Source organism: Streptomyces sp. NPDC127190 (assembly GCF_042672505.1).
Classification (GTDB): domain Bacteria; phylum Actinomycetota; class Actinomycetes; order Streptomycetales; family Streptomycetaceae; genus Streptomyces.
In genome coordinates this window covers 194,620-220,075 of record NZ_JBHXVE010000011.1, presented here as the reverse complement: position 1 = coordinate 220,075, position 25,456 = coordinate 194,620, and the positions used below count along the sequence as shown (strand labels likewise).

Annotated in this window: 18 protein-coding genes; 13 read left to right on the top strand and 5 right to left on the bottom strand. The window is 73.1% G+C overall.

What is annotated here, in order from left to right; all coding sequences use genetic code 11:
- Window positions 1-33 precede the first annotated feature (33 nt).
- The 5 genes from ACFVIU_RS19405 to rbsD all read left to right on the top strand — a co-directional run bounded on the left by ACFVIU_RS19405 (window position 34) and on the right by rbsD (window position 5,946).
- The gene (locus ACFVIU_RS19405; RefSeq protein ID WP_385843819.1) at window positions 34-1,074 is read left to right on the top strand and encodes a LacI family DNA-binding transcriptional regulator; all 1,041 of its coding nucleotides are present in this window, start codon (window positions 34-36) and stop codon (window positions 1,072-1,074) included.
- The gene (locus tag ACFVIU_RS19400) at window positions 1,071-2,603 is read left to right on the top strand and encodes a sugar ABC transporter ATP-binding protein (protein WP_385843818.1); all 1,533 of its coding nucleotides are present in this window, start codon (window positions 1,071-1,073) and stop codon (window positions 2,601-2,603) included. Before ACFVIU_RS19405 ends, ACFVIU_RS19400 begins: the two co-directional genes overlap by 4 nt.
- Entirely contained in the window at window positions 2,593-4,542 is a 1,950-nt protein-coding gene (locus ACFVIU_RS19395) for a substrate-binding domain-containing protein (protein WP_385843817.1), read from the top strand. Before ACFVIU_RS19400 ends, ACFVIU_RS19395 begins: the two co-directional genes overlap by 11 nt.
- 94 nt (window positions 4,543-4,636) lie before the next feature.
- Window positions 4,637-5,560 (top strand): ribokinase, encoded by a 924-nt coding sequence (locus ACFVIU_RS19390; protein ID WP_385843816.1) that lies wholly within the window; start codon window positions 4,637-4,639, stop codon window positions 5,558-5,560.
- Entirely contained in the window at window positions 5,557-5,946 is a 390-nt protein-coding gene (gene rbsD / locus ACFVIU_RS19385; RefSeq protein ID WP_385843815.1) for a D-ribose pyranase, read from the top strand. Before ACFVIU_RS19390 ends, rbsD begins: the two co-directional genes overlap by 4 nt.
- 135 nt (window positions 5,947-6,081) lie before the next feature.
- On the opposite strand, the gene ACFVIU_RS19380 is transcribed toward rbsD, so the two are convergent.
- Entirely contained in the window at window positions 6,082-7,137 is a 1,056-nt protein-coding gene (locus ACFVIU_RS19380; protein WP_385843814.1) for a LacI family DNA-binding transcriptional regulator, read from the bottom strand.
- 237 nt (window positions 7,138-7,374) lie between these two features.
- On the opposite strand from ACFVIU_RS19380, the gene ACFVIU_RS19375 reads away from it, so the two are divergent.
- The 4 genes from ACFVIU_RS19375 to ACFVIU_RS19360 all read left to right on the top strand — a co-directional run bounded on the left by ACFVIU_RS19375 (window position 7,375) and on the right by ACFVIU_RS19360 (window position 11,372).
- A complete protein-coding gene (locus ACFVIU_RS19375) occupies window positions 7,375-8,526 on the top strand; it encodes a Gfo/Idh/MocA family protein (RefSeq protein WP_385843813.1) in 1,152 nt (383 codons plus the stop codon).
- A complete protein-coding gene (locus ACFVIU_RS19370) occupies window positions 8,523-9,674 on the top strand; it encodes a dihydrodipicolinate synthase family protein (RefSeq protein WP_385843812.1) in 1,152 nt (383 codons plus the stop codon). Before ACFVIU_RS19375 ends, ACFVIU_RS19370 begins: the two co-directional genes overlap by 4 nt.
- On the top strand, window positions 9,671-10,504 hold the full coding sequence (locus ACFVIU_RS19365; RefSeq protein WP_385843811.1) for a sugar phosphate isomerase/epimerase family protein: 834 nt from the start codon (window positions 9,671-9,673) through the stop codon (window positions 10,502-10,504). The genes ACFVIU_RS19370 and ACFVIU_RS19365 overlap by 4 nt, the downstream gene beginning before the upstream one ends.
- A 67-nt stretch (window positions 10,505-10,571) precedes the next feature.
- Window positions 10,572-11,372 (top strand): sugar phosphate isomerase/epimerase family protein, encoded by an 801-nt coding sequence (locus ACFVIU_RS19360; RefSeq protein WP_385843859.1) that lies wholly within the window; start codon window positions 10,572-10,574, stop codon window positions 11,370-11,372.
- Between the two features lie 88 nt (window positions 11,373-11,460).
- Here ACFVIU_RS19360 and aroA read toward each other — a convergent pair whose 3' ends face one another.
- Entirely contained in the window at window positions 11,461-12,687 is a 1,227-nt protein-coding gene (gene aroA / locus ACFVIU_RS19355) for a 3-phosphoshikimate 1-carboxyvinyltransferase (protein ID WP_385843810.1), read from the bottom strand.
- Between the two features lie 158 nt (window positions 12,688-12,845).
- Between aroA and ACFVIU_RS19350 the strand changes: the two genes are divergently transcribed.
- From ACFVIU_RS19350 to ACFVIU_RS19335, 4 genes are all read left to right on the top strand, one after another.
- The gene (locus ACFVIU_RS19350) at window positions 12,846-14,774 is read left to right on the top strand and encodes a glycoside hydrolase family 3 protein (protein ID WP_385843809.1); all 1,929 of its coding nucleotides are present in this window, start codon (window positions 12,846-12,848) and stop codon (window positions 14,772-14,774) included.
- Window positions 14,775-14,855: 81 nt separating this feature from the next.
- Complete coding sequence (locus tag ACFVIU_RS19345) at window positions 14,856-15,479, top strand: hypothetical protein (RefSeq protein WP_385843808.1); 624 nt, start codon at window positions 14,856-14,858, stop codon at window positions 15,477-15,479.
- A 118-nt stretch (window positions 15,480-15,597) separates the two neighbouring features.
- A complete protein-coding gene (locus ACFVIU_RS19340; RefSeq protein ID WP_385843807.1) occupies window positions 15,598-15,915 on the top strand; it encodes a CU044_2847 family protein in 318 nt (105 codons plus the stop codon).
- Window positions 15,916-15,919: 4 nt separating this feature from the next.
- Window positions 15,920-20,056 carry a trypsin-like peptidase domain-containing protein gene (locus tag ACFVIU_RS19335; protein WP_385843806.1) on the top strand — a complete coding sequence of 1,379 codons (4,137 nt, stop codon included), beginning with the start codon at window positions 15,920-15,922 and terminating at the stop codon, window positions 20,054-20,056.
- 9 nt (window positions 20,057-20,065) lie between these two features.
- On the opposite strand, the gene ACFVIU_RS19330 is transcribed toward ACFVIU_RS19335, so the two are convergent.
- The 3 genes from ACFVIU_RS19330 to ACFVIU_RS19320 form a co-directional block, all read right to left on the bottom strand.
- Complete coding sequence (locus tag ACFVIU_RS19330) at window positions 20,066-20,458, bottom strand: hypothetical protein (protein ID WP_385843805.1); 393 nt, start codon at window positions 20,456-20,458, stop codon at window positions 20,066-20,068.
- A gap of 119 nt (window positions 20,459-20,577) precedes the next feature.
- A complete protein-coding gene (locus ACFVIU_RS19325; RefSeq protein ID WP_385843804.1) occupies window positions 20,578-24,297 on the bottom strand; it encodes an ABC transporter ATP-binding protein in 3,720 nt (1,239 codons plus the stop codon).
- A 92-nt stretch (window positions 24,298-24,389) separates the two neighbouring features.
- Complete coding sequence (locus tag ACFVIU_RS19320) at window positions 24,390-25,418, bottom strand: esterase-like activity of phytase family protein (protein WP_385843803.1); 1,029 nt, start codon at window positions 25,416-25,418, stop codon at window positions 24,390-24,392.
- Window positions 25,419-25,456 lie beyond the last annotated feature (38 nt).

Genomic DNA, 25,456 nt, shown 5'->3' with positions numbered 1-25,456 from the left:
TCGATTCCACGAACTCACGAGGAGGTGAGCTCGATGGCGAGTATCAAGGACGTCGCCGCCGCGGCCGGTGTGTCCGTCGCGACGGTCTCGCGCGTCCTGAACGAGCACCCGTCGGTCAGCGCGGACGCACGCACGCGCGTGCTGGCCGCCGTGCAGGCCCTGGGGTACCGGCCGAACGGCGTCGCCCGGTCTCTGCGCACCGACCAGACCCATACGCTCGGACTGGTGATCAGCGACGTGCTGAATCCCTACTTCACCGAGCTGGCCCGCTCCGTCGAGGAGGAGGCCCGCGCCCTCGGGTACAGCGTGATCATCGGAAACGCGGACGAGCGGCCGGACCTCCAGGACCACCACGTACGCAGCCTCCTCGACCGGCGGATCGACGGACTGCTCGTCTCCCCCACCGACGGGGGCTCGCCCCTGATGCTGGACGCCGCGCGCGCGGGCACCCCGATGGTCTTCGTGGACCGGTGGATCCCCGGCGTGGAGGTCCCCGTCGTACGGGCCGACGGGCAGGCGGCCGTACGGGATCTCGTGGCGCATCTGCACCACCTCGGGCACCGGCGGCTGGCGATCATCGCCGGGCCGGCGGCCACCACCACCGGCAGTGAGCGCGTCGAGGCGTTCCGGGAGGCCATGGCCGAGTACGGGCTGGCCCTGCCCGACGCCTACGTCGGGCAGGGGGACTTCCAGGCCGAGAGCGGGCGGCGGGTGACGGAGGGGTTCCTGGACCTGGCCGAACCGCCGGAGGTCGTCTTCGCCGCCGACAACCTCATGGCGCTCGGCGCGCTCGACGCCGTACGCGCGCGCGGGCTGCGCGTACCGGACGACATCGCGCTGGCCGCCTTCGACGACATCCCCTGGTTCGTGCACACCGATCCGCCGGTCACCGCGATCGCCCAGCCCACCGGTGAGCTGGGGCGGGCCGCCGTACGGGCCCTGGTCGACCGGATCGAGGGGCGTACCCCCCGGTCCGTCACGCTGCCCGCCCGGCTCGTCGTACGCCGCTCGTGCGGTGAGCCGTCCGGCCGTACCACCGGCAAGAACCCCGTGACAGACAGGAGCCAGTCGTGAGCGACCCGGACGAGTTGCTGCGCATCGAGGGCATCCGCAAGGCCTTCCCCGGCGTGGTCGCGCTCGACGGCGTCGACTTCTCCCTGCGCCGGGGCGAGGTCCATGTGCTGCTCGGTGAGAACGGCGCCGGCAAGAGCACCCTGATCAAGATGCTCTCCGGGGCCTACACGCCCGACGAGGGCCGGATCCTGGCGGGCGGCCGGGAGGTGCGCATCCATGGCGCACAGGACGCCGAGCGGCTCGGCATCGCCACCATCTACCAGGAGTTCAACCTCGTACCCGATCTGACCGTCGCCGAGAACATCTTCCTCGGGCGGCAGCCGCGCCGGTTCGGGATGATCGACCGGAAGCGGATGGAGGCCGACGCCGAGGCCCTCCTCGCCCGCGTCGGGGTGAACGTGTCGCCCCGCGCGCGCGTGCGGGAACTCGGCATCGCGCGGCTCCAGATGGTCGAGATCGCCAAGGCGCTCAGCCTGGACGCGCGGGTGCTCATCATGGACGAGCCGACGGCCGTCCTCACCACGGAGGAGGTGGAGAAGCTCTTCGCCATCGTGCGCTCGCTGCGCGCGGACGGCGTGGGGATCGTCTTCATCACCCATCACCTGGAGGAGATCGCCGCCCTGGGGGACCGGGTCACCGTCATCCGGGACGGCAGGAGCGTCGGGCAGGTGCCCGCCTCCACCCCCGAGGACGAACTCGTACGGCTGATGGTGGGACGGTCCATCGAGCAGCAGTACCCGCGGCAGCGGGCCGAGCGGGGTGCCCCGCTGCTGAGCGTGGAAGGGCTCGGCCGCGACGGCGTCTTCCACGACGTCGGCTTCGAGGTGCACGCCGGTGAAGTCGTCGGCATCGCGGGGCTCGTCGGGGCCGGACGGACCGAGGTCGTACGGGCGGTGTTCGGTGCCGATCCGTACGACAGGGGTGTCGTCCGGGTCGCCGGGGCGCAGCTCAAGCGGCATGACGTGAACGCCGCCATGGCGGCCGGGATCGGGCTCGTCCCGGAGGACCGCAAGGGTCAGGGGCTGGTCCTGGACGCCTCCGTGGAGGAGAACCTGGGGCTCGTCACCCTGCGGTCCGCGACCCGGGCGGGGCTGGTGGACCGGGCGGCGCAGCGCACGGCGGCCGAGCGGATCGCGGTGCAGCTCGGGGTGCGGATGGCCGGCCTCGGGCAGCAGGTGCGGACCCTGTCCGGCGGCAACCAGCAGAAGGTCGTCATCGGCAAGTGGCTGCTCGCCGACACCCGGGTGCTGATCCTCGACGAGCCGACGCGCGGCATCGACGTCGGCGCGAAGGTCGAGATCTACCAGCTGATCAACGAGCTGACGGCCGCCGGTGCCGCGGTACTGATGATCTCCAGCGATCTGCCGGAGGTGCTCGGCATGAGCGACCGGGTCCTGGTGATGGCGCAGGGCCGGATCGCCGGCGAGCTGTCGGCCGAGGAGGCCACGCAGGACGCGGTGATGTCCCTCGCCGTCAGCACACCCAGCACGGAAACCACTACCGAACGGGAGGCCACCCGTGGCCACTGACACGCTCAAGAGCACGACGGGCGCGGGTGGCGCCCCGGGGGCCCTGCGCCGGCTGCTCCTCGACAACGGCGCGCTCACCGCGCTGATCGTCCTCGTCATCGCGCTGTCGGCGCTGTCCGGGGACTTCCTGACCACCGACAACCTGCTCAACATCGGTGTCCAGGCCGCCGTCACGGCGATCCTCGCCTTCGGTGTCACCTTTGTGATCGTCTCGGCCGGCATCGATCTGTCGGTGGGCTCGGTGGCCGCGCTGTCGGCGACCGTGCTGGCGTGGAGCGCCACCCGGCACGGGGCGCCGGTCCCGGTGGCGGTCCTGCTCGGGATCGCGACGGGTGTGGTGGCCGGTCTGGTGAACGGTTTCCTCACCGCGTACGGCAAGCTGCCGCCGTTCATCGCGACGCTCGCGATGCTGTCGGTGGCCCGCGGTCTGTCCCTGGTGATCTCGCAGGGCTCTCCCATCACCCTGCCCGGCTCGGTCTCGCACCTCGGTGACACCCTGGGCGGCTGGCTGCCGGTGCCCGTGCTGGTCATGGTGGTGATGGGGCTGATCTCGGCGCTGGTGCTGGGGCGGACGTACATCGGACGTTCGATGTACGCGATCGGCGGCAACGAGGAGGCCGCGCGGCTGTCCGGGCTGCGGGTGCGCCGGCAGAAGCTCGCCATCTACGCGCTGTCCGGTCTGCTCGCCGCCATCGCCGGTGTCGTCCTCGCCGCCCGGCTGTCCTCGGCGCAGCCGCAGGCCGCCGACGGCTACGAGCTGGACGCGATCGCCGCGGTCGTCATCGGCGGTGCCTCGCTGGCCGGCGGCACCGGCAAGGCCTCCGGCACGCTGATCGGCGCGCTGATCCTGGCGGTGCTGCGCAACGGCCTCAACCTGCTCGACGTCTCGGCGTTCTGGCAGCAGGTCGTGATCGGTGTCGTCATCGCGCTGGCGGTGCTGCTGGACACGGTCCGCCGCAAGGCGGGCGCGGCGCCGGTGACCACCGGCGGTGGCGGTAACAAGGGCCGGCAGGCGGCGACGTACGGGCTCGCGGCCGTGGTGACCGTGGCGGTGGTCGGGGCGACCTCGTTCCTGCACAGCGGTTCGCCGGCGTCGGCCACGCCGCGGCTGGGGCTGTCGCTGTCCACCCTCAACAACCCGTTCTTCGTGCAGATCCGGGCGGGCGCGCAGGCCGAGGCCGGGAAGCTGGGCGTCGACCTGACCGTGACCGACGCCCAGAACGACGCCTCGCAGCAGGCCAACCAGCTCCAGAACTTCACCAGTTCGGGCCTGGGCGCGATCATCGTCAACCCCGTCGACTCGGACGCGGCGAGCAACTCGGTCAAGGCCGCGGGCAGAGCGGACATCCCGGTCGTCGCCGTCGACCGGGGCGTCAACAAGGCGTCCGTGGACACGCTGGTGGCCTCCGACAACGTGGCCGGCGGTGAGCTGGCGGCCCGGACGATCGCCGAGAAGCTGGGCGGCAAGGGCAGGATCGTGATCCTCCAGGGCCAGGCGGGCACCTCGGCGGCCCGGGAGCGGGCGGCGGGATTCGCCGCCGGGCTGAAGGCCTACCCGGGCATCCGGGTGCTGGCCGAACAGCCCGCCGACTTCGACCGCACCAAGGGGCTCGACGTGATGTCGAACCTGCTCCAGGCCCACCCGGACGTGCAGGGCGTCATCGCCGCCAACGACGAGATGGCCCTCGGCGCGATCAAGGCGCTGGGCGCCAAGGCCGGCCGGTCGGTGCAGGTGGTCGGCTTCGACGGCACCCCGGACGGGCTGACGGCGGTCAAGGACGGCACGCTGTACGCGTCGGTCGCCCAGCAGCCGTCCCAGCTGGGCCGGATCGCAGTGGACAACGCGCTGAAGGCGGTCCAGGGCAAGAAGGTGCAGCCGATGGTGAAGGTGCCGGTGAAGGTGGTCACGAAGGACAACGTGGCCGGTTTCACCGGATGACCCGGCGGACATAGCCGGTCACGGGGACGGGCGGACGGCCGTACACGCCGGTGGCGGCCGTCCGCCCGCAGTCATCTCTCAGGGGAGTCAACTGATGTACGACTACGACCTGCTGGTCGTGGGCTCGGCCAACGCCGACCTGGTGATCGATGTCGAGCGGCGGCCCGGCCCCGGCGAGACCGTGCTCGGCGGTGACCTCGCCGTGCACCCGGGCGGCAAGGGCGCCAACCAGGCGGTCGCGGCCGCCCGGCTCGGCGCGGGTACGGCACTGCTGGCCCGGGTCGGCGACGACGGCCATGGCCGGCTGCTGCTGGACTCCCTGCGCTCGGCCGGGGTCGACACGGTGGGCGTGCTGGTGGGCGGGGCCCCGACGGGCGTCGCGCTGATCACCGTCGACCCGTCCGGGGACAACAGCATCGTGGTGTCCCCGGGCGCCAACTCCCGGCTGACGCCCGCGGACGTCCGGGCGGCCGGGAGCCTGTTCCACGCCTCGCGCGTGGTGTCGGCACAGCTGGAGATCCCGCTGGAGACGGTGGTGGAGGTGGTGCGGAACCTGTCGCCGGACAGCCGCTTCGTGCTGAACCCCTCGCCGCCGCGCGCGGTGCCCGCCGAGGTGCTGGCGGCCTGCGACCCGCTGATCGTCAACGAGCACGAGGCGCGGGTGATCCTCGGTGACGCCCCGGCCGGGGAGGACCCCGCGGACTGGGCGCGGCTGTTGCTGGCGAAGGGCCCGCGCTCGGTGGTGGTGACGCTGGGCGCCGAGGGGGCGCTGGTGTGCGACGGCTCCGGGGTGACCCGGGTGCCGTCGGTGACGGTGGACGCGGTGGACACCACGGGGGCGGGTGACGCCTTCACGGCGGCGCTGGCCTGGAAGCTGGGCGCCGGTGCCACGCTCGCCGGGGCGGCGGCCTACGCGGCCCGGGTGGGTGCGGCGGCGGTGACCCGGCGGGGTGCGCAGGAGTCGTACCCGACGGCCGCGGAGGTCGAGGGTCTGGCCGCGGAGGTCGGGGCGCGGTGAGGAAGTCGGGCATCCTCAACCGCCATCTCGCGGGTGCGCTGGCCGAGTTGGGGCACGGACACGGGGTGCTGGTGTGCGACGCGGGCATGCCGGTCCCGGACGGGCCGCGCGTCGTCGACCTCGCCTTCCGCGCCGGTGTCCCGTCCTTCGCCGAGGTCCTGGACGGGCTGCTGGCCGAGCTGGTCGTGGAGGGAGCCACGGCGGCGCAGGAGATCCGGGCGGCCAATCCGGCGGCGGCCGCCCTGCTGACCGGCCACTTCCCCGACCTGACCCTGGTCCCGCACGAACGCCTGAAGGAACTGTCGGCGCAGGCCCGGCTGGTGGTCCGCACGGGCGAGGCGCGGCCGTACGCGAATGTGCTGCTGCGGTGCGGGGTGTTTTTCTGAGGGGTCGGAGGGCGGCCGGTCCGGGGCCGTGCGCCCTTCGGTGAACCGGCCGTGGGGCTCCGCCACGTCCGCGGCGTGGGCTGTACCGGCAGGCGGAGCCGGGCTTCCCGGCGCATCCGGCCTCGGGCGTACGGACTATCCCTTCGCCCGCGGCACCCCCGTCGACCCCCGCACCATCAGTTCCCCCCGCACCGAGGCGATTCCGCCGGGCGGGGGTTCCTCGCGGCCCATCGCGATGCGGCCCGCCCGGGCGCCCGCCTCCGCCAGGGGCAGCCGTACCGTCGTCAGCGAGGGCACCGCGTCGATGCTGAACGGCAGGTCGTCGAAGCCGGCGACCGAGACGTCGTCCGGGATCCGCAGCCCGGAGTCGCGCAGTGCCGCGCACGCGCCCAGCGCGACGGAGTCGTTCGCGGCGACGATCGCGGTCAGGGAGGGGTCGCGGCGCAGCAGCTCCAGCGTGGCCTCGTAGCCGGACCGGCGGTCGTAGCGGCCGTGCACCGTCCAGCGCGGGTCCTCCTCGACGCCGGCGGCGGTCAGGGCGTCGCGGTGGCCCTCCAGACGGTGCCGGGTCGTGGTGCGCTCCTCCGGGCCGGCGATGTAGCCGAGGCGGCGGTGGCCGAGGCGGATGAGGTGGTCGGTGAGGGCGCGGGCGCCGCCGCGGTTGTCGAAGGTGAGGGCGACGGCCTCGGTGTCCGGCACCGGCGGGCGCCCGCACAGCACCACCCGGGTCCCGGCGTCCGCCAGCTTGCGCAGCTTCGCCGCGACCGCCGCCGCGTGCTGGGCGTCCTCGACGGCGCCGCCGGTCAGCACCACCGCGGCGGCCCGCTGGCGTTGCAGCAGGGTCAGATAGGTCAGCTCGCGCTCCGGGGAGCCGCCGGTGTTGCAGACGACCGCGAGCCGCTCGCCGCCCGCGCGGCCGCCCCCGACGCCCCCGATCTCGCCCTGGATGGCGCTCGCCATGATCCCGAAGAAGGGGTCGGCGATGTCGTTGACGAGGATGCCGACCAGGTCGGAGGTGGCGGCCGCGAGGGCGCTGGCGGGGCCGTTGAGGACGTAGTCCAGTTCGTCCACGGCCCGCAGCACGCGGTCGCGGGTGGCGGCGGCCACCGGGTAGTTGCCGTTCAGCACGCGCGACACCGTCGCGGGCGAGACCTGGGCGCGGGCCGCCACGTCCGCCAGGGTCACCGTCATCGTCGTCCTCCGGTCGCGCATATGTCGTACGCCCTCGTAGACAGCCAGGCGCTGCTCCTGGTTCCGAGCAGATCTTCCAGCAGACCTTAAGGCCATGACCCCGAGTTGTTCGCCCCCTCGAACAACTCGAAGGGGACACGGTCTTGTAGAGACCGTGTCCAGGGGCTAGCTTCGGGGAGTATAGAAAGCGCTTGCTGCATGCCGTACTGCTGTACCGGCTCGCCGAAGGGAACTGACGTGACACGCAAGACGGTGCGGATCGCCATGAACGGCGTGACCGGGCGCATGGGCTACCGCCAGCACCTCGTCCGGTCCATCCTGGCCCTGCGCGAGCAGGGCGGCCTCGATCTCGGCGACGGCACCGTGCTGTGGCCCGAGCCCATCCTGCTCGGCCGCCGCGAGCAGGCCCTGCGGGACATCGCCGACCGGCACGGTCTGGAGCACGTCTCGACCGACCTGGACGCGGTCCTCGCCGACGACACCGTCGACATCTACTTCGACGCACAGGTCACCGCCGCCCGCGAAGCGGCGATCAGGAAGGCCGTCGCGGCCGGCAAGCACATCTACACCGAGAAGCCGACGGCGACCGGATTGGAGGGCGCGCTGGACCTCGCCCGCCTGGCGCGGCAGCAGGGCGTCAAGCACGGGGTGGTGCAGGACAAGATCTTCCTGCCGGGCCTGCTGAAGCTGAAGCGGCTGATCGACGGCGGCTTCTTCGGCCGCATCCTCTCCGTCCGGGGCGAGTTCGGCTACTGGGTCTTCGAGGGCGACTGGCAGCCCGCCCAGCGCCCCTCCTGGAACTACCGCGCCGAGGACGGCGGTGGCATCGTCGTCGACATGTTCCCGCACTGGGAATACGTGCTGCACGAGCTGTTCGGCCGGGTGACGTCCGTACAGGCGCTGGCCACCACGCACATCCCGCAGCGCTGGGACGAGCAGGGCAAGCCGTACGACGCCACCGCCGACGACGCCGCCTACGGGATCTTCGAGCTGGAGGGCGGCGCCGTCGCCCAGATCAACTCCTCCTGGGCGGTCCGCGTCCACCGCGACGAACTGGTCGAGTTCCAGGTCGACGGCACCGAGGGCTCGGCGGTGGCCGGTCTGCGCACCTGCCGCGTCCAGCACCGCTCCGCGACCCCCAAGCCGGTCTGGAACCCGGACATCCCGGCCACCGAGGTCTTCCGCGACCAGTGGCAGGAGGTCCCCGACAACCAGGAGTTCGACAACGGGTTCAAGGCGCAGTGGGAGCTGTTCCTGAAGCATGTTTACGCCGACACCCCGTACCACTGGGACCTGCTGGCCGGCGCCCGCGGCGTGCAGCTCGCCGAGCTGGGGCTGAAGTCCTCCGCGGAGGGCCGTCGTATCGACGTACCGGAGATCTCGCTGTGACCATCCGACTGCCCGCCCCCGACGGCACCCTGCGCAGCTACGAACCCCGCGCCGAGCCCCTGCCGACGGTGCCCGGCGCCCCCTTCACCTCCCGTACGGTCTTCGCCGCGGCCCATGTCGTCGCCGACCCCCGGGCGGACGTCTCGCCCGACTCCCCGGCCGCCTTCGACTGGGACGCGACCCTCGCCTTCCGCCGCCATCTGTGGTCCCACGGACTCGGCGTCGCGGAGGCGATGGACACCGCCCAGCGTGGGATGGGCCTGGACTGGGCGGGCGCCGCCGAGCTGATCCGGCGCAGCGCCGCCGAGGCGAAGGCGGTCGGCGGCCGGATCGCCTGCGGCGTCGGCACCGACCAGCTCACCGCCGGCACCCTCCCGGAGATCCGCGCGGCCTACGAGGAGCAGCTGGCCGTCGTGGAGGAGGCGGGCGCCCAGCCGATCCTGATGGCCTCCCGCGCCCTGGCCGCAGCCGCTTCCCGCCCCCAGGACTACCTCGACCTCTACGGCCACCTCCTGCGCCAGTCCGCCCGGCCGGTGGTCCTGCACTGGCTGGGCCCGATGTTCGACCCGGCCCTGGAGGGCTACTGGGGCTCGGCGGACCTGGACGCGGCCACCGGCACCTTCCTGGAGGTGATCGCCGCCCACCCCGACAAGGTCGACGGCGTCAAGATCTCCCTGCTGGACGCGGAGCGCGAGATCGACCTGCGCCGCCGTCTGCCGCCCGGCGTCCGCTGCTACACCGGCGACGACTTCCACTACCCCGAGCTGATCGCGGGCGACGACCACGGCTTCAGCCACGCCCTGCTGGGCGTCTTCGACCCGCTCGGCCCGCTCGCGGCCGAGGCGGTACGGGTGCTGGACACCGGCGACGTGGCGGGCTTCCGCGCCCTCCTGGACCCCACGGTCGCACTCTCCCGCCACCTCTTCCAGGCCCCGACCCGCTTCTACAAGACCGGCGTGGTGTTCCTCGCCTGGCTCGCGGGCCACCAGGAACACTTCACCATGGTGGGCGGCCTCCAGTCGGCCCGCTCCCTGCCGCACCTCACCCGCGCCTACCAACTCGCCGACACCCTGGGCCTGTTCCCGGACCCGAAGCTGGCCGAGGAGCGGATGAAGACCCTGCTCGCCCTGTACGGAGTGGCCCAGTGACCGGTCTCGAACGCTTCTCGATCAACCAGATGACGGTGAAGCAGCTGTCCCTGCCCGAACTGGCCGACGCCTGCACCGCGTCGGGCGTCACCCAGGTCGGCCTGTGGCGCGAGCCGGTCCGGTCGTACGGCGTGGAGGCGGCGGCCAAGCTGGTCCGTGAGGCGGGCCTGACGGTGACGACCCTGTGCCGCGGCGGCTTCTTCACCCAGATCGACCCGGAGGCGCGGGCCGCGGCCCTGGCCGACAACCGGCGGGCGATCGAGGAGGCGGCGACCCTCGGCACCGACACCCTGGTCCTGGTCTCGGGCGGCCTGCCCGCGGGCTCCCGGGACCTGCCCGGCGCGCGCGAGCGCGTCGCCGACGCCCTCGCCGAACTGGGCCCGTACGCCGAGCAGCACGGCGTACGCCTCGCCCTCGAGGTGCTGCACCCGATGTACGCCGCCGACCGCTGCGTGGTCTCCACCCTGGCCCAGGCCCTGGACCTCGCGGAACGCTTCCCGGCCCGGCAGGTGGGCGTGGCGGTGGACACGTACCACGTCTGGTGGGACGACACGGCGCCCGCCCAGATCGCCCGGGCCGGCGCCGGCGGCCGTATCCACGCCTTCCAGCTCGCCGACTGGACCACCCCGTTGCCCGAGGGCGTGCTCAACGGCCGGGGCCAGCTCGGCGACGGCTCGATCGACCTGCGGCAGTGGCGGGGCCACGTGGAGGCCGCCGGCTTCACCGGCCCGATCGAGGTCGAACTCTTCAACGAGGCGCTGTGGTCCCGGGACGGCCGCGAGGTACTGGCGGAGACGGCGGAGCGGTTCCTGCGGCACGCGGGCGAGTGACGCCGAGGTGTCGGCCGGCGCCCGGCGTTGCGCATCACCGGCCCCAGGCGGGGTACCTTCCGTGACCATGAAGCTGGCCTTCTCCACTCTCGGCGTGCCCGGGCTGCCCGTTCCGGAGGTCCTGGGGCTCGCCACCACGCACGGCTACCACGGCGTCGAACTGCGCGCCCATCCCGAGGAGCCGGTCCATCCGGGGCTCTCCCCCGCCGCCCGGGCCGAGACCGCGGCCCTGTTCCGCGGTGCCGGGGTGGAGGTGCTGGGCCTCGCCGGATACGCGCGGGTCGCCGCGCCCGGCGAGGACGGCCCGGTGCTGGACGAGATCTCGCAGCTGCTCCGGCTGGCCCATGACCTCGGCGCGCCCTTCGTCCGGGTCTTCCCCGGCGCCGACCCCGACCGCCCCCGGGAGGAGTCCGACGCGATCGCCGCGCGGCGACTCGGCACCGCCGCCGAGGACGCCGCCTCGCTCGGCGTCCGGATCCTGCTGGAGACGCACGACTCGCACCGCACCGGCGCCGAGGCGATCCGGGTGCTCGGTCCGGTCGGGCACCGGCAGGTGGGCGCGCTGTGGGACGTGATGCACAGCTGGCTGGGCGGCGAGCAGCCGGCCGAGACGTATGCGGCGCTCGCCCCGCACCTGGGCTATGTCCAGGTCAAGGACATCGCCTCGGCCGAGGACACGACTCCGCTGCCGCTCGGCGCGGGGGTGCTGCCGTTGACCGAGTGCGTGGACGTGCTGTCCCGGCAGGGGTGGGACGGGTGGTTGTGCTGGGAGTACGAGAAGCGGTGGTACGAGGGTGCCGCCCCGCTGGGCGGGCTGCTGCGGGCGGGGCGTGAGCACCTGGTACGGCTGCTGGAGGAGGCGGCCTGAACCGCGGGCGGCTGCCGCAGCGCGCCCCCGAACGCCTCGTTCCACGGACGGCTGCCGCGGCGCGCCACACACCTCGTTCCACGGGCGGCTACCGCAGCGCGCCGAACGCCTCGTGGAACGCTGGGAAGGTCTTGCGGACGCAGCCGGGGTCGTCGTACGACAGGCCCGGGGTGCGCAGGCCGGTCACCGCGAAGGACATCACGATGCGGTGGTCGCCGAAGGTCTTGATGGCGGTGCCGGGCGCGGGCGTGCCGGGCCGGATCTCGATCCAGTCGGGGCCGGTGGCCACGGGTACGCCGAGGCGCCGCAGGTTCTCCGCGCAGGCCTCCAGGCGGTCGCACTCCTTCACCCGGGTGTTGCCGACGTCCTCGATGCGGACGGGGCCGTCGGCGAACGGCGCGATCGCGGCCAGGGTCGGCATGGTGTCGGAGATGTCGCGCATGTTCACGGTCAGGCCGCGCAGTGTGCCCGTGCCGCGGACGGTCGTCCGGTCCTCGGCCACCGTGACCTGCGCGCCCATCCGGCGCAGGACGTCGACGAAGCGCAGGTCGCCCTGGAGGGCGCCGGCGCCGAGGCCGGGCACGGTCACCTCGCGGCCCGGGGTGACGGCCGCCGCGGCGAAGAAGTAGCCGGCGGTGGAGGCGTCCGGCTCGATAGCGTAGGTGGTGGCCCGGTAGCCGCCGGACGGCACGTCGTACACGTCCCCGTCGCGTACGACGTCCACGCCGAACGCCCGCATCATCGCCAGCGTGATCTCCACGTACGGCGCCGACACCAGGTCGGTGACCCGGATGCGCAGGCCGCGGCGGGTCAGCGGGCCGAGCAGCAGCAGCGCGGTCAGGTACTGGGAGGACAGCCCGGCGTCCAGCGTGACCTCGCCGCCGTCGACCCCGGCCGCCCGGACGGTGAGCGGATGGTGGCCCTCGGCCTCCTCGTGCCGCAGGTCGACGCCCAGGTCGCGCAGGGCACGGGTGAGCGGGCCGAGGGGGCGGCGGCGCATCTGCGGGGAGGCGTCGAAGCGGTAGGTGCCGTGTCCGGTGGCGGCCAGGGCGGGCAGGAAGCGGGCGGTGGTGGCGCCGTCCCGGCAGTAGACCTCGGCCTCGGCGCGGGCCGGCCCGGTGGGGCGGCCGTCCACCTGCCAGGCGTCCGGGGTACGGCCCACCCGGTAGCCGAGCCGGGTCAGGCCCTCGGCGAAGCCCTCGGTGTCGTCGGAGCGCAGCGGCCGGACCAGGGTGCTGACGCCGTCGGCGGCGGCCGCGAGGAAGAGGGCGCGGGCGGTGATGGACTTGGAGCCGGGGATGTCGACTGGGGGCATGGCGGAATCATGGCCGGTCGGTCCGGCACCCGGTGCCGCGTTCCAGGGGCTGGACCGGTTCCGGGTTACTGTGCAGTCCCTTGACGGAAAGAAACTTCCCGGCTATTGCTGACCCCTCGGAAGTTTCCTTCAGCGGTTCTCCTCTGGAAGGAGCGCACGTGCCCGACACCAGCACGGGAAACACGGGAAACGCGGGAAACGCGGGAAACACGGGAAACGCGGGAGACAGTGCGGGGCCGTCCAGACGGTCCGTGCTCGCCGCCACCGCGAGCCTGACCGCAGGCCTCACCGCCGGCCTCACCTCCGCCCTGACTCTGCCGGCCGCCGCCCAGGACGACCCCGGCCCCGGCCCCGCCGACGACCGCCGGCTGCGCGCCCTCATCTCCCGGATGACGCTGGAGGAGAAGGTCGGCCAGCTCTTCGTGATGCGGGTCTACGGCCACTCCGCCACCGCCCCCGACCAGGCCGACATCGACGCCAACCTCAAGGAGATCGGCGTCCGCACCGCCGCCGAGCTGATCGCGCGCTACCGGGTCGGCGGCATCATCTACTTCACCTGGGCCCACAACACCCGCGACCCGCACCAGATCGCCGACCTGTCCAACGGCATCCAGCGGGCGTCCCTGGAGCAGCCGCGCGGTCTGCCGGTGCTCATCGCCACCGACCAGGAGCACGGCGCCGTCTGCCGGATCGGCGCGCCCGCCACGCTGTTCCCCGGCGCGATGGCCGTCGGCGCCGGGGGTTCCCGGGCCGACGCCCGCACCCTCGGCCGGATCTCCGGGGCCGAGCTGCGCGCGATGGGCGTCAACCAGGACTACTCCCCCGATGCCGACGTCAACGTCAACCCGGCCAACCCGATCATCGGGGTGCGCTCCTTCGGCGCCGCCCCGGACGCGGTGGCGGAGCTGGTGGCGGCCGAGGTGCGGGGCTACCAGGCGTCCGGGGTGGCGGCGACCGCCAAGCACTTCCCGGGCCACGGCGACACCGCCGTGGACAGCCACACCGGCTTCCCCGTCATCACGCACAGCCGGGAGCTGTGGGAGAAGCTGGACGCCGTTCCGTTCCGGGCCGCGATCGCGGCGGGCATCGACTCGATCATGACGGCGCACATCCAGTTCCCGGCCCTGGACGACTCCGGCGACCCGGCCACCCTCTCCCCGGCGATCCTGACTGGCATCCTGCGCGGTGAACTCGGCTACGACGGCGTGGTGATCACCGACTCGCTCGGCATGGAGGGCGTGCGCACCAAGTACGGCGACGACCGGGTGCCGGTGCTCGCTCTGAAGGCCGGCGTCGACCAGCTGCTCAACCCGCCCTCGCTCGACGTGGCCTGGCATGCCGTACTGGCGGCGGTCCGGGACGGCGAGCTGACCGAGTCCCGCCTTGATGAATCGATCCTGCGCATTCTGCGGCTCAAGGCCCGCCTCGGGCTTCTCGACCGGCCCTACACCACCCGGGCCGAGGTCGACCGCACCGTGGGCATCGCGTCCCACCGGGCCGCCGCCGACCGGATCGCCGAACGGACCACGACCCTGCTGGTCAACGAGGACGGCATGCTGCCCTTCACGCCCCGCACCGCACGCCGGATCCTGGTCGTGGGCGCCGATCCCGTCTCCCCGTCCGGCACCACCGGGCCGCCCACCGCGGTCCTCGCCGCCGCCCTCACCGGGCTGGGCTTCACCGCCACGGCCCACCCCACCGGCACCGCCCCCACGGACGCGGTGATCGCCCAGGCGGTCGCCGCCGCGCGGGACGCGGACGCGGTGGTCGTGACGACGTACAACGTGACGGCGGGCAGTGCGCAGCGGACCCTGGTGCGGCAACTCCTCGGCACCGGGCGGCCGGTGGCGGCGCTCGCCGTCCGCAACCCCTACGACGTGGCCCAACTGCCCGAGGTGAAGGGGTACTTGGCCAGCTACTGCTGGACGGACACGGAACTGCGGGCCGCCGCGCGGGTGATCGCCGGACAGGTCGCGCCGCGCGGGAAGCTGCCGGTGCCGGTGGTCCGGGCGGACGATCCCGCGCAGGTGCTGTACCCGATCGGGCACGGGCTGACGTATCCGTCGTACGCAACGCACCAGGGCTGACCCCACCCGACAGGGGGAAAGCCGCCCGCAGTGCTGGCGTGGCCGCGCGGCCAGGGGTCACGCTGGGCGGGGGGTCTTTCGATGAGGGGTGCCGTACGGACGACCGTACTCCCGGCCGTGCTCGCGGCCGTGCTCGCCGTCGTACTCGCCTCCTGGCTGCTGACCGGCTGCCGGGGGCCGGCGGACGCCCCGGTGGGCAGCGCCCGCCCGGCCCCGGGCGCGGCCGGCGGACCCGGCGGCGTGTTCCTGGGCGTCGGGGCGTGCAGCTCCTTCGGCACGGCCGACGTCACCGAGGTGCCCTGCACCAGCGAGCGGGCCGCGGCCCGGGTCCTCGCCCGCTACGAGGGCGCCGCCGCCGACGGCCCGCTGTGCCCGCAGGCCACCGACTTCGTGCTGCACATCGGCGCCCAGCGGGGCACCGGCGACGCCGCCGTCCCGCCGGGCTACGCCTGCATGCGCGCCCTGGAGCCGCCGCACCCCGGCGATCCGGGCGGCGGGGGCGGGCCGCGCACCGTCCCCGGCGACTGCGTCTACACCTCGGGCGCGGGCCAGGTCCGGGAGACCGCCTGCGACGGCACGGGCCGGCAGCGGCCCCAGTACCGGATCACCCGGGCGGTACCGGACCGCTCCGCGTGCCCCGCGACGACGGTCCTCTACGTCCAGCTGGGCGGCCGGAACCCGGTGGGCTGCGCGCGCCGCCTGTGAGGTACGGCCGTACGGCGCTGGGGTACGGCCGTACGGCGCACTCCCGCCTGCGGCATATGCCGGGGTCGGTGATGCTGGCCGGAGTCGGCACGCCCGTGGACATGGAGGAGGCGGCATCGTGGCATCCGTGACCCGGATCGCGCTGGACGGCGGGGGCTACGTGCTCTTCGAGGCACCGCCCGGGGTGGAGGGCCCGGTGAAGGCCGGGCGGTTCGGCGACGCCGTACAGGAGCTGCCGGGCACCCTCCAGTCCGCGCTGGAGCCGGTCACGGACGCCGCCCAGGGGGCGCTGGAACAACTGCGCAAGGCGCGGCCCGACGAGATCAGGCTCCAGTTCGGCGTGGACCTGTCGGTGGCGGCCGGCGCGATGATCACCAAGGGCGAGGCCGGCTGCCACCTGCGCGTCACGGTGATCTGGTTCAACGGAGACGCGTGACGCCATGGACGCGGGAGGCGAGATCGGCAGCTCCGCGGACCTGCCCGCCGCGGTGACGCAACTGCTGGCCGCCGACGGGCAGGTGGCGGGGGCGGGCTTCCTGGTGGCCGAGGACACGCTGGTCAGCTGCGCGCATGTCGTCGAGAACGCGGGGAGCGGACCCGGTGCGGCAGTGCGGATGGCGTTCCCGCACGTGCCCGGCGCGGGGGTGGTGACCGGGCTGGTCCTGGAGGAACTCTGGCGCGCCCCGTCGGCGGAGGACATCGCCGTCGTCCGGCTCGCCGGGCCGGTGCCGGGCACCCGCACGGTGGCGTTGGGCTCCGCGGCGGGCTGCCAGGGGCACGAGGTGGTCTCCTACGGCTTCCCCTTCCAGGCGTTCCGCGGCGGCCACTTCGGTTCCGGCATCGCGGGAAACCTGCTGCCGGTGTCCGAGGACGTCGGTACGGTGCTCCAGCTGACCGGCGCGAACGACCTGACCACCGGCTTCAGCGGCGGCCCGGTCCTGGACGAGCGGACCGGCCTCGTCATCGGCATGCTCACCGGGATCACCGCCCCGGACCCGTTCGACCGGGGCCAGGGCATCGCCTACGTCACCCCGGCGGAAACGCTCCGCCGGGTGATGCCGGAACTGGCGGAGCGCGCGGTGTGCCCGTACCGGGGGCTGGAACCGTTCACCGCGGAGCACACGCGCTGGTTCCAGGGGCGCGGCGACGCCGTCCGGCAGGTGCTGGCGAACCTCGCCGCGCAACGCCGCCTCACCCTCCTCCTCGGCCCCTCCGGCTCCGGCAAGTCCTCACTGGTCCAGGCGGGGGTGCTGCCGGCGCTGGCGGAGGGCGCGGTGCCGGGCAGCGACCGGTGGCTGCCGGTGCTGGCCCGGCCCCGGCACGACCTGCCGGCCGAGATCGAGAGTGCGGGGCTGCCCGGGGCGGCGAGCGAGGGCATCGCGGCGGCCGCCAACCGCAGACTCGCCGCCGAGGGCGAGCACCACCGGGTGCTGCTGGTCATCGACCAGCTGGAGGAACTCCTGGTGCAGAGCGGCAACGGCCGGCTGCGGGCGGTCATCGACGAGATCACCACGCTCGCCGACGCCTACACCAAGCTCACCGTCATCCTGATCATGCGGGACGACTTCTATCCGCACCTCGCGGCCCTCGCCCCGCAGTTGCTGGAGGCCGCGATGCCGGGGCTGCTCAATGTGCCGGGCACCCTCAGCCGGCAGGACCTGCACGACATCATCACGCTGCCCGCCCGGGATGTCGGGCTGCGCTTCCAGCCGGGCCTGCCGGAACAGATCATCGGCGACGTCCTGGCGATCAGCCCGGAGGCGACGGTGACGTCCCAGGCGCCGGTCACCGTGCTGCCCCTGCTGGAGATGGCGCTCAGCCAGCTGTGGCTGCGGCGGGAGAACGGCTTCCTCACCCACGAGGCGTACCAGCGCATCGGGGCGGTGAGCGGCTCCCTGACCACCTGGTGCGACGAAGCCCTCGCCGAGCTGTCCCCCGAGCAGCAGTCGATCGCCCGCCGCGCGCTCACCTCGCTGGTGCGCCCGACCGACCCCAGCCACCATGTCAGCGCGGTACGCACCCAGGTGCCGCTGGACGAGCTGCGGGCCCTGGCGGCCGACCCGGGCAGGGCGCCCGACGCGGAGCAGCGGGCCGTGAACGACGTCCTCTCCGTACTGACCCGCCATCGCATCATCACCACCCAGACACTGCCCACCGCGCAGGCCCCCGGCGCGCCGCCCGGGGAAGCGGTGGCCGAACTGACCCACGAGGCGCTCATCCGGGACTGGGGTGCGCTGCGCAGGTGGGTGGACCAGGACCGCCGCTTCCAGGAGTGGCTCGAACGCGCCCGGGAGCGGCGCGCCGCCTGGGCCGAGCAGCGCAACCCCGGCGACCTGCTCGGCGGAACGGCCCTCGCGGAGGGCCTGGACTGGCAGCGGCGCCGGCATCTGCCGGCGGAGATCTCGGAGTACCTCGCGGCCAGCAGGCAGCATCAGCAGGCGGTGATCAGGAGGAGCAGGCGGCTGAACGCGATTCTGGCGGGGGTGCTGGCGGTTGCGTTGCTCGCGGGGGTGGTGGCGGTGTTTCAGTGGCGCAAGGCTGTCGGGGAGCGGCAGGCGGCGTTGTCGCAACAGCTCGCTGCCGAGGCCTACACCCTGATGAGGGCCAACCCCGAACTGGCCTCCCTGCTGGCCGTTGAGGCGTACAAGACGAGTCCCACCCCTGTATCGCAGGCGGTTCTGGAGACCGCCGCGGATCTCCCGCACTATCGGCGCCTCGCGGGTCACACCCAGCCGGTGACCTCGGTGGCGTTCAGCCGCAACGGTCGCATCCTCGCCACCGGCAGTTACGACCACACGGTGCGCCTGTGGGACATCACCACGGGAAGGCACCTCAGAACACTGACCGGACACACAGCGAAGGTGGAGGCGGTGGCCTTCAGTCCCGACGGTCACACCCTTGCCACCGGCAGCGATGACAACACCGCACGCATCTGGGACACCACCACCGGAAAGCGCATCAGAACACTGACCGGACACAAGGACTGGGTGACCAGCGTGGCGTTCAGCCCGGACGGCCGCACCGTCGCCACCGGCAGCCTCGACTCCACCGCAAGGCTCTGGGACCCGGCCACCGGAAGAACCCTCCGCACATTCGTCGGTCACAGCAACTCGGTGGAGGCGGTGGCCTTCAACCCCAAAGGCCCCACCCTCGCCACCGGCAGCGACGACAACACCGCACGCATCTGGGACCTCACCACCGGAAAGCACATCAGAACACTGACCGGACACACCGACGTGGTGGAGTCGGTGGCCTTCAGCCCGAACGGCCGCACCCTCGCCACCGGCAGTTACGACGACACCGCGGTCCTGTGGGACGTGGCGTCCGGGAAGATCCGCACCACATTGAGCGGGCACACCGACATCGTGTGGTCGGTCGCCTTCAGCCCGAACGGCCGCACCCTCGCCACCGCCAGCGCAGACCACACCGCACGCTTGTGGGACGTCACCACCGGTGCGGTGCGCGCCACGCTCCTGGGACACACCAGTACGGTGTACACCGCGGCGTTCAGTCCGGACGGCAGCACCCTGGCCACCGGCAGCACCGATCACAGCGTCCGCCTGTGGAATGTGACCACCGGTGCGATCCACACCAGTCTGGCCGGCCATACCGATGTGGTGACAGCCGCGGCGTTCAGCCCCGACGGCCGTACCCTCGCCACCGGCAGCTGGGATCGCACGGCCCGCCTCTGGGACGTGAAAGCGGGGAGGAGCCGCCGTAGTCTGACCGGGCACACCGCCAGGGTCGAGTCGGTGGCCTTCAGCCCCGACGGCCGCACCGTCGCCACCGGCAGCGACGACAGCACCGTGCGCCTGTGGGACGCCCACACCGGAAAGCACATCAGAACACTGACCGGACACATGGACGCGGTCGAGTCAGTGGCCTTCAGCCCGGACAGCCGCACCATCGCCACCGGCAGCGACGACAACACCGTGCGCCTGTGGGACGCCCACACCGGAAAGCACATCAGAACACTGACCGGACACATCGACGCGGTCGAGTCAGTGGCCTTCAGCCCCGACGGCCGCACTCTCGCGAGCGGCAGCGACGACGAAACCGTTCGTCTGTGGCACGCCAAGACCGGAAAGCACATCAGAACACTGACCGGCCATACCGAGGTGGTCAACGCCGTGACCTTCAGCCACGACGGCCGCACGCTCGCGAGCGGCAGCAGCGATTTCACCGTCCGGCTGTGGGACACGTCCGACTACCGGCTCCGCACCACGGTGCGCACCAGCAGGGTCCAGGCGGTGGCGTTCAGCCCGGACAGCCGGACTCTCGCCACCGGCAGCCAGGATTCCACGGCGCGGCTCTGGGACGCGACGGCCGGCACCCTGCGGTTCACCATGATCGGGCACAACGACTGGGTCAACGGCGTGGCGTTCAGCCCCGACGGACGCCTCGTCGCCACCGCCAGCGGCGACCACACGGCGCAGTTGTGGAATCCCGTGCTTCCCAAGCCGGCCACAGCCATCCGCGACGTGTGCCAGGCCGTCAAGCGCGACCTCACCCGGGAGGAACGGACCGCGTATCTACAAGGCCACTCGGTAGGCCACGTCTGCCCCACCCACCCCTGACGGGCATCCTCAGCACAGAATCCACCCCGAGCTAGCCCCCTGCCCGGCCACCGCCCCCGTCACCCACACGCAGCGGTGGCCCGCGTGGACGGTGACCGGGCCGGCCTGGTAGCGGAAGGTGCCCTTGTCGATGACCGGGCGGCTGCCGCGGGCCTGGATGCTGACCGACATCGGGCGTCTGGCGCCGACGGACTTGGGGATGGTGACGGCGCAGACGAAGGCGTTGTGACGGTAGATGTGCACCGCGCCGGTCCGGAAGCTCAGGGTCCGCACCTCGTGCCCGGCACAGCTGCCGCCGCCCGAGGCCTGCGCGGTCGCGGGTACCGCGAGCGCGAGCGCTCCGGACGCGGCCAGCACGGTCGCACCCAGCGCGAGGCGCCGGCGTATCGCACCACTGTCCACTGTCGTCCTCCCCGTACCTCGGCCCTGCGTCCCAGGACCGTACTGATGTACGGACGCACGACATGTGTCGACGGTTGCACGGGCGTCAGCGGAACGCGTCAGTCCGGGGAGCGGGCGGCTCACCCGTGCACGCCCACCGGCGCCTCCGGTTCGGCCTGGCCGACGAAGGTGCGCCACAGCTCGGCGTACCGGCCGCCGCGGGCGAGGAGTTCCTCGTGGGTGCCGTCCTCCGCGACCCGGCCGTGGTCCATGACGACGACCCGGTCGGCGCGGGCGGCGGTGGTGAGGCGGTGGGCCACCACCAGGGTGGTACGGCGGCCCGCCAGCCGGTCGGTGGCCTGGTTGACCTGGGCCTCGGTGGCGAGGTCCAGGGCGGCCGTGGCCTCGTCCAGCAGCAGGATGTCGGGGTCGACCAGTTCGGCGCGGGCGAGCGCGATCAGCTGGCGCTGGCCCGCCGAGAGGTTGCGGCCGCGCTCGGCGACCTCGTGCAGGTAGCCGCCCTCGAGGGTGGCGATCATCTCGTGCGCGCCGACCGCCCGCGCCGCCGCCTCCACCTCCGCGTCGGTGGCGTCGGGGCGGCCGTAGGCGATGGCGTCGCGGACCGTGCCGGGGAAGAGGTACGCCTCCTGGGGGACGACGCCGAGGCGGTGGCGGTACGAGGTGAGGTCCAGGGTGCGCAGGTCGGCGCCGTCGGCCGTGACCCGGCCGGAGGTGGGGTCGTAGTAGCGGGCCACCAGCTTGACGAGGGTCGACTTTCCGGCGCCCGTCTCGCCGACGAAGGCGACCGTCTGGCCGGCCGGGATCGTCAGGTCGATGCCGCTCAGCGCCTCCTCGTCGGCGCCGTAGGAGAAGTGCACGTCCTCGAAGGTGATGTCGCCGCGCAGGGACCGTACCTCCCGCGGCTCCTCGGCGGTCCCGGTGGAGGCCGGCTCGCGCAGCAGTTCCTGGATGCGGCCCAGCGAGACGGTGGCCTGCTGGTAGCCGTCGAAGACCTGGGAGAGCTGCTGGACGGGGGCGAAGAAGAGGTCGATGTACAGGAGGTAGGCGACCAGGGCGCCGGTGGTCAGGGTGGCCGCCTCGACCCGGCTCGCGCCGGCGATCAGCACGGACGCCGAGGCCACCGAGGACAGCAGCTGGACGAAGGGGAAGTAGATGGATATCAGCCACTGGCCGCGGATGCGGGCGGAGCGGTAGTCGGCGCTGCGCTCGGCGAAGCGCCGGGCGCCGTCCCGCTCCCGCCGGAAGGCCTGCACGATCCGCAGCCCGGACACGGACTCCTGGAGGTCGGCGTTGACCGCGGAGACCCGCTCGCGGGCCAGCTCGTACGCCTTCACGCTCGCCCGGCGGAAGAAGAAGGTGGCCACGACCAGCGGGGGCAGCGTCGCGAAGACGACCAGGGCCAGCTGTACGTCGAGCACCAGCAGGGCGACCATGATGCCGAAGAAGGTGACGACCGAGACGAACGCGGTGACCAGGCCGGTCTGGAGGAAGGTGGACAGCGCGTCGACGTCCGTGGTCATCCGGGTCATGATCCGGCCGGTCAGCTCGCGCTCGTAGTAGTCGAGGCCGAGCCGCTGGAGCTGGGCGAAGATCTTCAGCCGGAGCGCGTACAGGACGCGTTCGCCGGTGCGGCCGGTCATCCGGGTCTCGCCGACCTGCGCCGCCCACTGCACCACGACCGTGCCCAGGCCCAGCAGGGCCGCCGTCCAGACCGCGCCCAGCGCCAGCTTGCTGACGCCCTGGTCGATGCCGTGCCGGATCAGCACCGGCAGCAGCAGGCCGGCGCCCGCGTCCGCCGCGACCAGCAGCAGGCTGACCAGCAGGGGCAGGCCGAAGCCGTGCAGCAGACGACGCAGGCCGTAGGAGTCCTCGGGGCGGACCGCGCGGGTCTCGTCTATGTCGGGGGTGTCGGTGGCCGGGGGCAGCGCCGCCACCTGGGCGAGCAGCTCGGGCGTGGCCGGGGTGCCGCCGAGCGCCTGGTCCTTGGGCTCCCGGGCGCCGGTCCACAGCCTCGGGGTGACGCCCCGCTCGGCGTCGAACTCGGCGTCGAGCTCGGCGCGGACGCTGGTGTCCTCCGCCGGCAGGGCGGGTTCGGGGTGGCCCGGGGAGACCCCGCCCAGCTCGTCCGGGTCGGTGAGCAGCCGCCGGTAGAGCGCCGAGCGCTGCTGGAGTTCCTCGTGCGTGCCCAGGTCGGCGAGGCGGCCGCCGTCGAGTACGGCGATCCGGTCGGCGAGGTTGAGGGTGGAGCGGCGATGGGCGATGAGGAGGGTGGTACGGCCCTCCATCACCCGTGCGAGGGCCTCGTGGATCTCGTGCTCCACGCGGGCGTCGACCGCCGAGGTGGCGTCGTCCAGGACGAGCAGCCGGGGGTCGGTGAGCAGGGCGCGGGCGAGCGCGAGGCGCTGGCGCTGGCCGCCGGAGAGGGTCAGGCCGTGTTCGCCGACCTTGGTGTCGTAGCCGTCCGGCAGCTCCCGGACGAACCCGTCGGCCTGGGCGGCGCGGGCGGCGGCCTCGATCTCCTCCTGGGTGGCGTCCGGGCGGCCGTAGGCGATGTTGTTGCGGACGGTGTCGGAGAAGAGGAAGGAGTCCTCGGGGACCAGGCCGATCGCGGCCCGCAGGGAGTCCAGGGTCAGCTCGCGGACGTCGTGGCCGCCGATCAGGACGGCGCCGCGGGTGACGTCGTAGAAGCGCGGCAGGAGCAGGGAGAGGGTGGACTTGCCGGAGCCGGAGGAGCCGACGACGGCGAGGGTCTCACCCGGGCGTATCTCGAAGCTGAGGCCCTTGAGGACGGGGCGCTCGTCGTCGTAGCCGAAGGAGACGTCGTCGAACTCGACCGTCGCGGGGGCGTCGGCGGGCAGCGTCTTGGTGCCCTCCTTCAGCGTCGGCTCGGTGTCGATCAGCTCCAGCACCCGCTCGGTGCCGGCCCGGGCCTGCTGGCCCACGGTGAGGACCATCGCCAGCATGCGGACCGGGCCGACCAGCTGGGCGAGGTAGGTGGAGAAGGCGACGAAGGTGCCGAGGGTGATGTGCCCGCGCACGGCCAGCCAGCCGCCGAGGGCCAGCATGGCGACCTGGCCGAGCGCCGGGACGGCCTGGAGGGCCGGGGTGTAGACACTGTTCAGCCGTATCGTGCGCAGGCGCCCGGCGAAGAGGCGGCGGCCGACCTCGCGCAGCTTCTGCGTCTCCTGCTCCTCCTGCCCGAAGCCCTTCACCACGCGGACGCCGCTCACCGCGCCGTCGACCACGCCCGCCACGGCGGCGGCCTGGGCCTGGGAGTACCAGGTGGCGGGGTGCAGCCGGGTGCGGCTGCGCCGGGCGATCCAGCCGAGCGCGGGCGCGACGGCGAGGGCGACCAAGGTCAGCGGCAGCGAGAGATACGCCATGATCGCCAGGGAGATCAGGAAGAGCAGGACGTTCCCGATGGTCATCGGGAGCATGAAGAGCAGGCCCTGGATCAGCTGGAGGTCGCTGGTGGCCCGGCCGACGACCTGGCCGGTGGAGAGTTCGTCCTGGCGGCGGCCGTCGAGGCGGGTGATCGTGCCGTACATCTCGGTCCGCAGGTCGTGCTGGACGTCGAGGGCGAGACGGCCGCCGTAGTAGCGGCGGATGTAGGTCAAGGCGTAGACGAGGACGGCGGCGCCGACGAGGGCGCCGGCCCAGGGGGCCATGGAGCGGGTGTGGGCGCCGATGACGTCGTCGATGATCACCTTGGTGATCAGCGGGACCACGGCCATGACGGCCATGCCCGCCAGCGAGGATCCGAGCGCCAGGACGACGTCCTTCGGATATCGCCAGGCGTAGGCCGCCAGTCGTCGTGCCCATCCCCGTTGCGCTGCCACGCGATGCCCTCCGGTGTTCCGACCTGCTCTACCGGAAGGCACCAACGTCCTCGGGCGGTGATTTCATCCCGCCGTAACAATTCGGGCCCGGGTCAGACCCGCACCCGCAGGTAGTAGAACCTCGTCGTCTGGACCGGGTTCTGGTTGTCGTCGCTGACCAGGACGACCTTCAGCCGGCCGGCGCGGTCGCGGCCCGTGACCGTCATGCCCTCGATGTTGTCCAGGAGGGGGTTCGGCTGGGGCTGCTTCGCGGTGGCGCCCAGGGACGGGCAGTCGGCGATGTCGGTCAGCAGGGTCTTCCCGGCCAGCCGGACATCGCTCTGGCCGGTGAGGGTGTCGATGCCGCTGGTGTCCGTGGCGTGGCGCAGGTCGGCCAGGTAGAGGCGGACGGTGTTGCCGACGCCGGGGGTGAAGCCGCGCTCCAGGACCAGCAGGCGGCCGCCGGGCAGGGCCTGCACCTCGGGGACGCCGAGGCCGGGGTCGGTGCGGTAGGCGTACTGGGCCGCGAGCCGGAAGTGGTCGTCCGGGGTGCGCCGCCAGGTCTGGAGGCGGACGATCCCGGCCGAGTCCCCGGAGATCGCGTACTCCATCGAGGCCAGCAGGGTGTGGCCGCCGGGCAGCAGGGTCAGGCCCTCGAAGGTCTGGTTGGCGGTGGCGCGGCCGGCCGGGGCGACCAGGAGGGAGGAGGGGACGGGGAGGCGGTCGAGGAGGGTGCCGTCGGCGGCGTAGCGGCGCACGGACGGCTCGTTCTCGGAGGTGATCAGCCGGGTGCCGTCCCGGTCGATGACCAGGCCCTCGGAGTCGAGGTCGGCGCCCTGCTCGTCGGCGAGGTGGACGACGCGCCTCGGCTGGAGGGTGTCCGGGTCCAGGTCGAAGAGGGAGGAACGGTCCTCCAGGGCCGCGAGCGAGCCGTCCCGGTCCGTCGCGAGGGCGGAGAAGTTGCCGGCGAACGTGCCGTCGTACGTCGTCTTGTCGAGCGCGTCGGAGAAGCGGTCGAGGGAGACGGACGGCGAACAGGCGTGGTTCTCCGGGGTGTTGGCACTGGCGGGCCCGGCGGCGGTCAGGCAGGTGGCCGCCGCCAGGCCGGCGGTGACGGTGGCGAGCAAGGTTCTCAGGCGCATGGTCGCCACCGTAGATCCGGAAGGTGACCTTCGGGAGG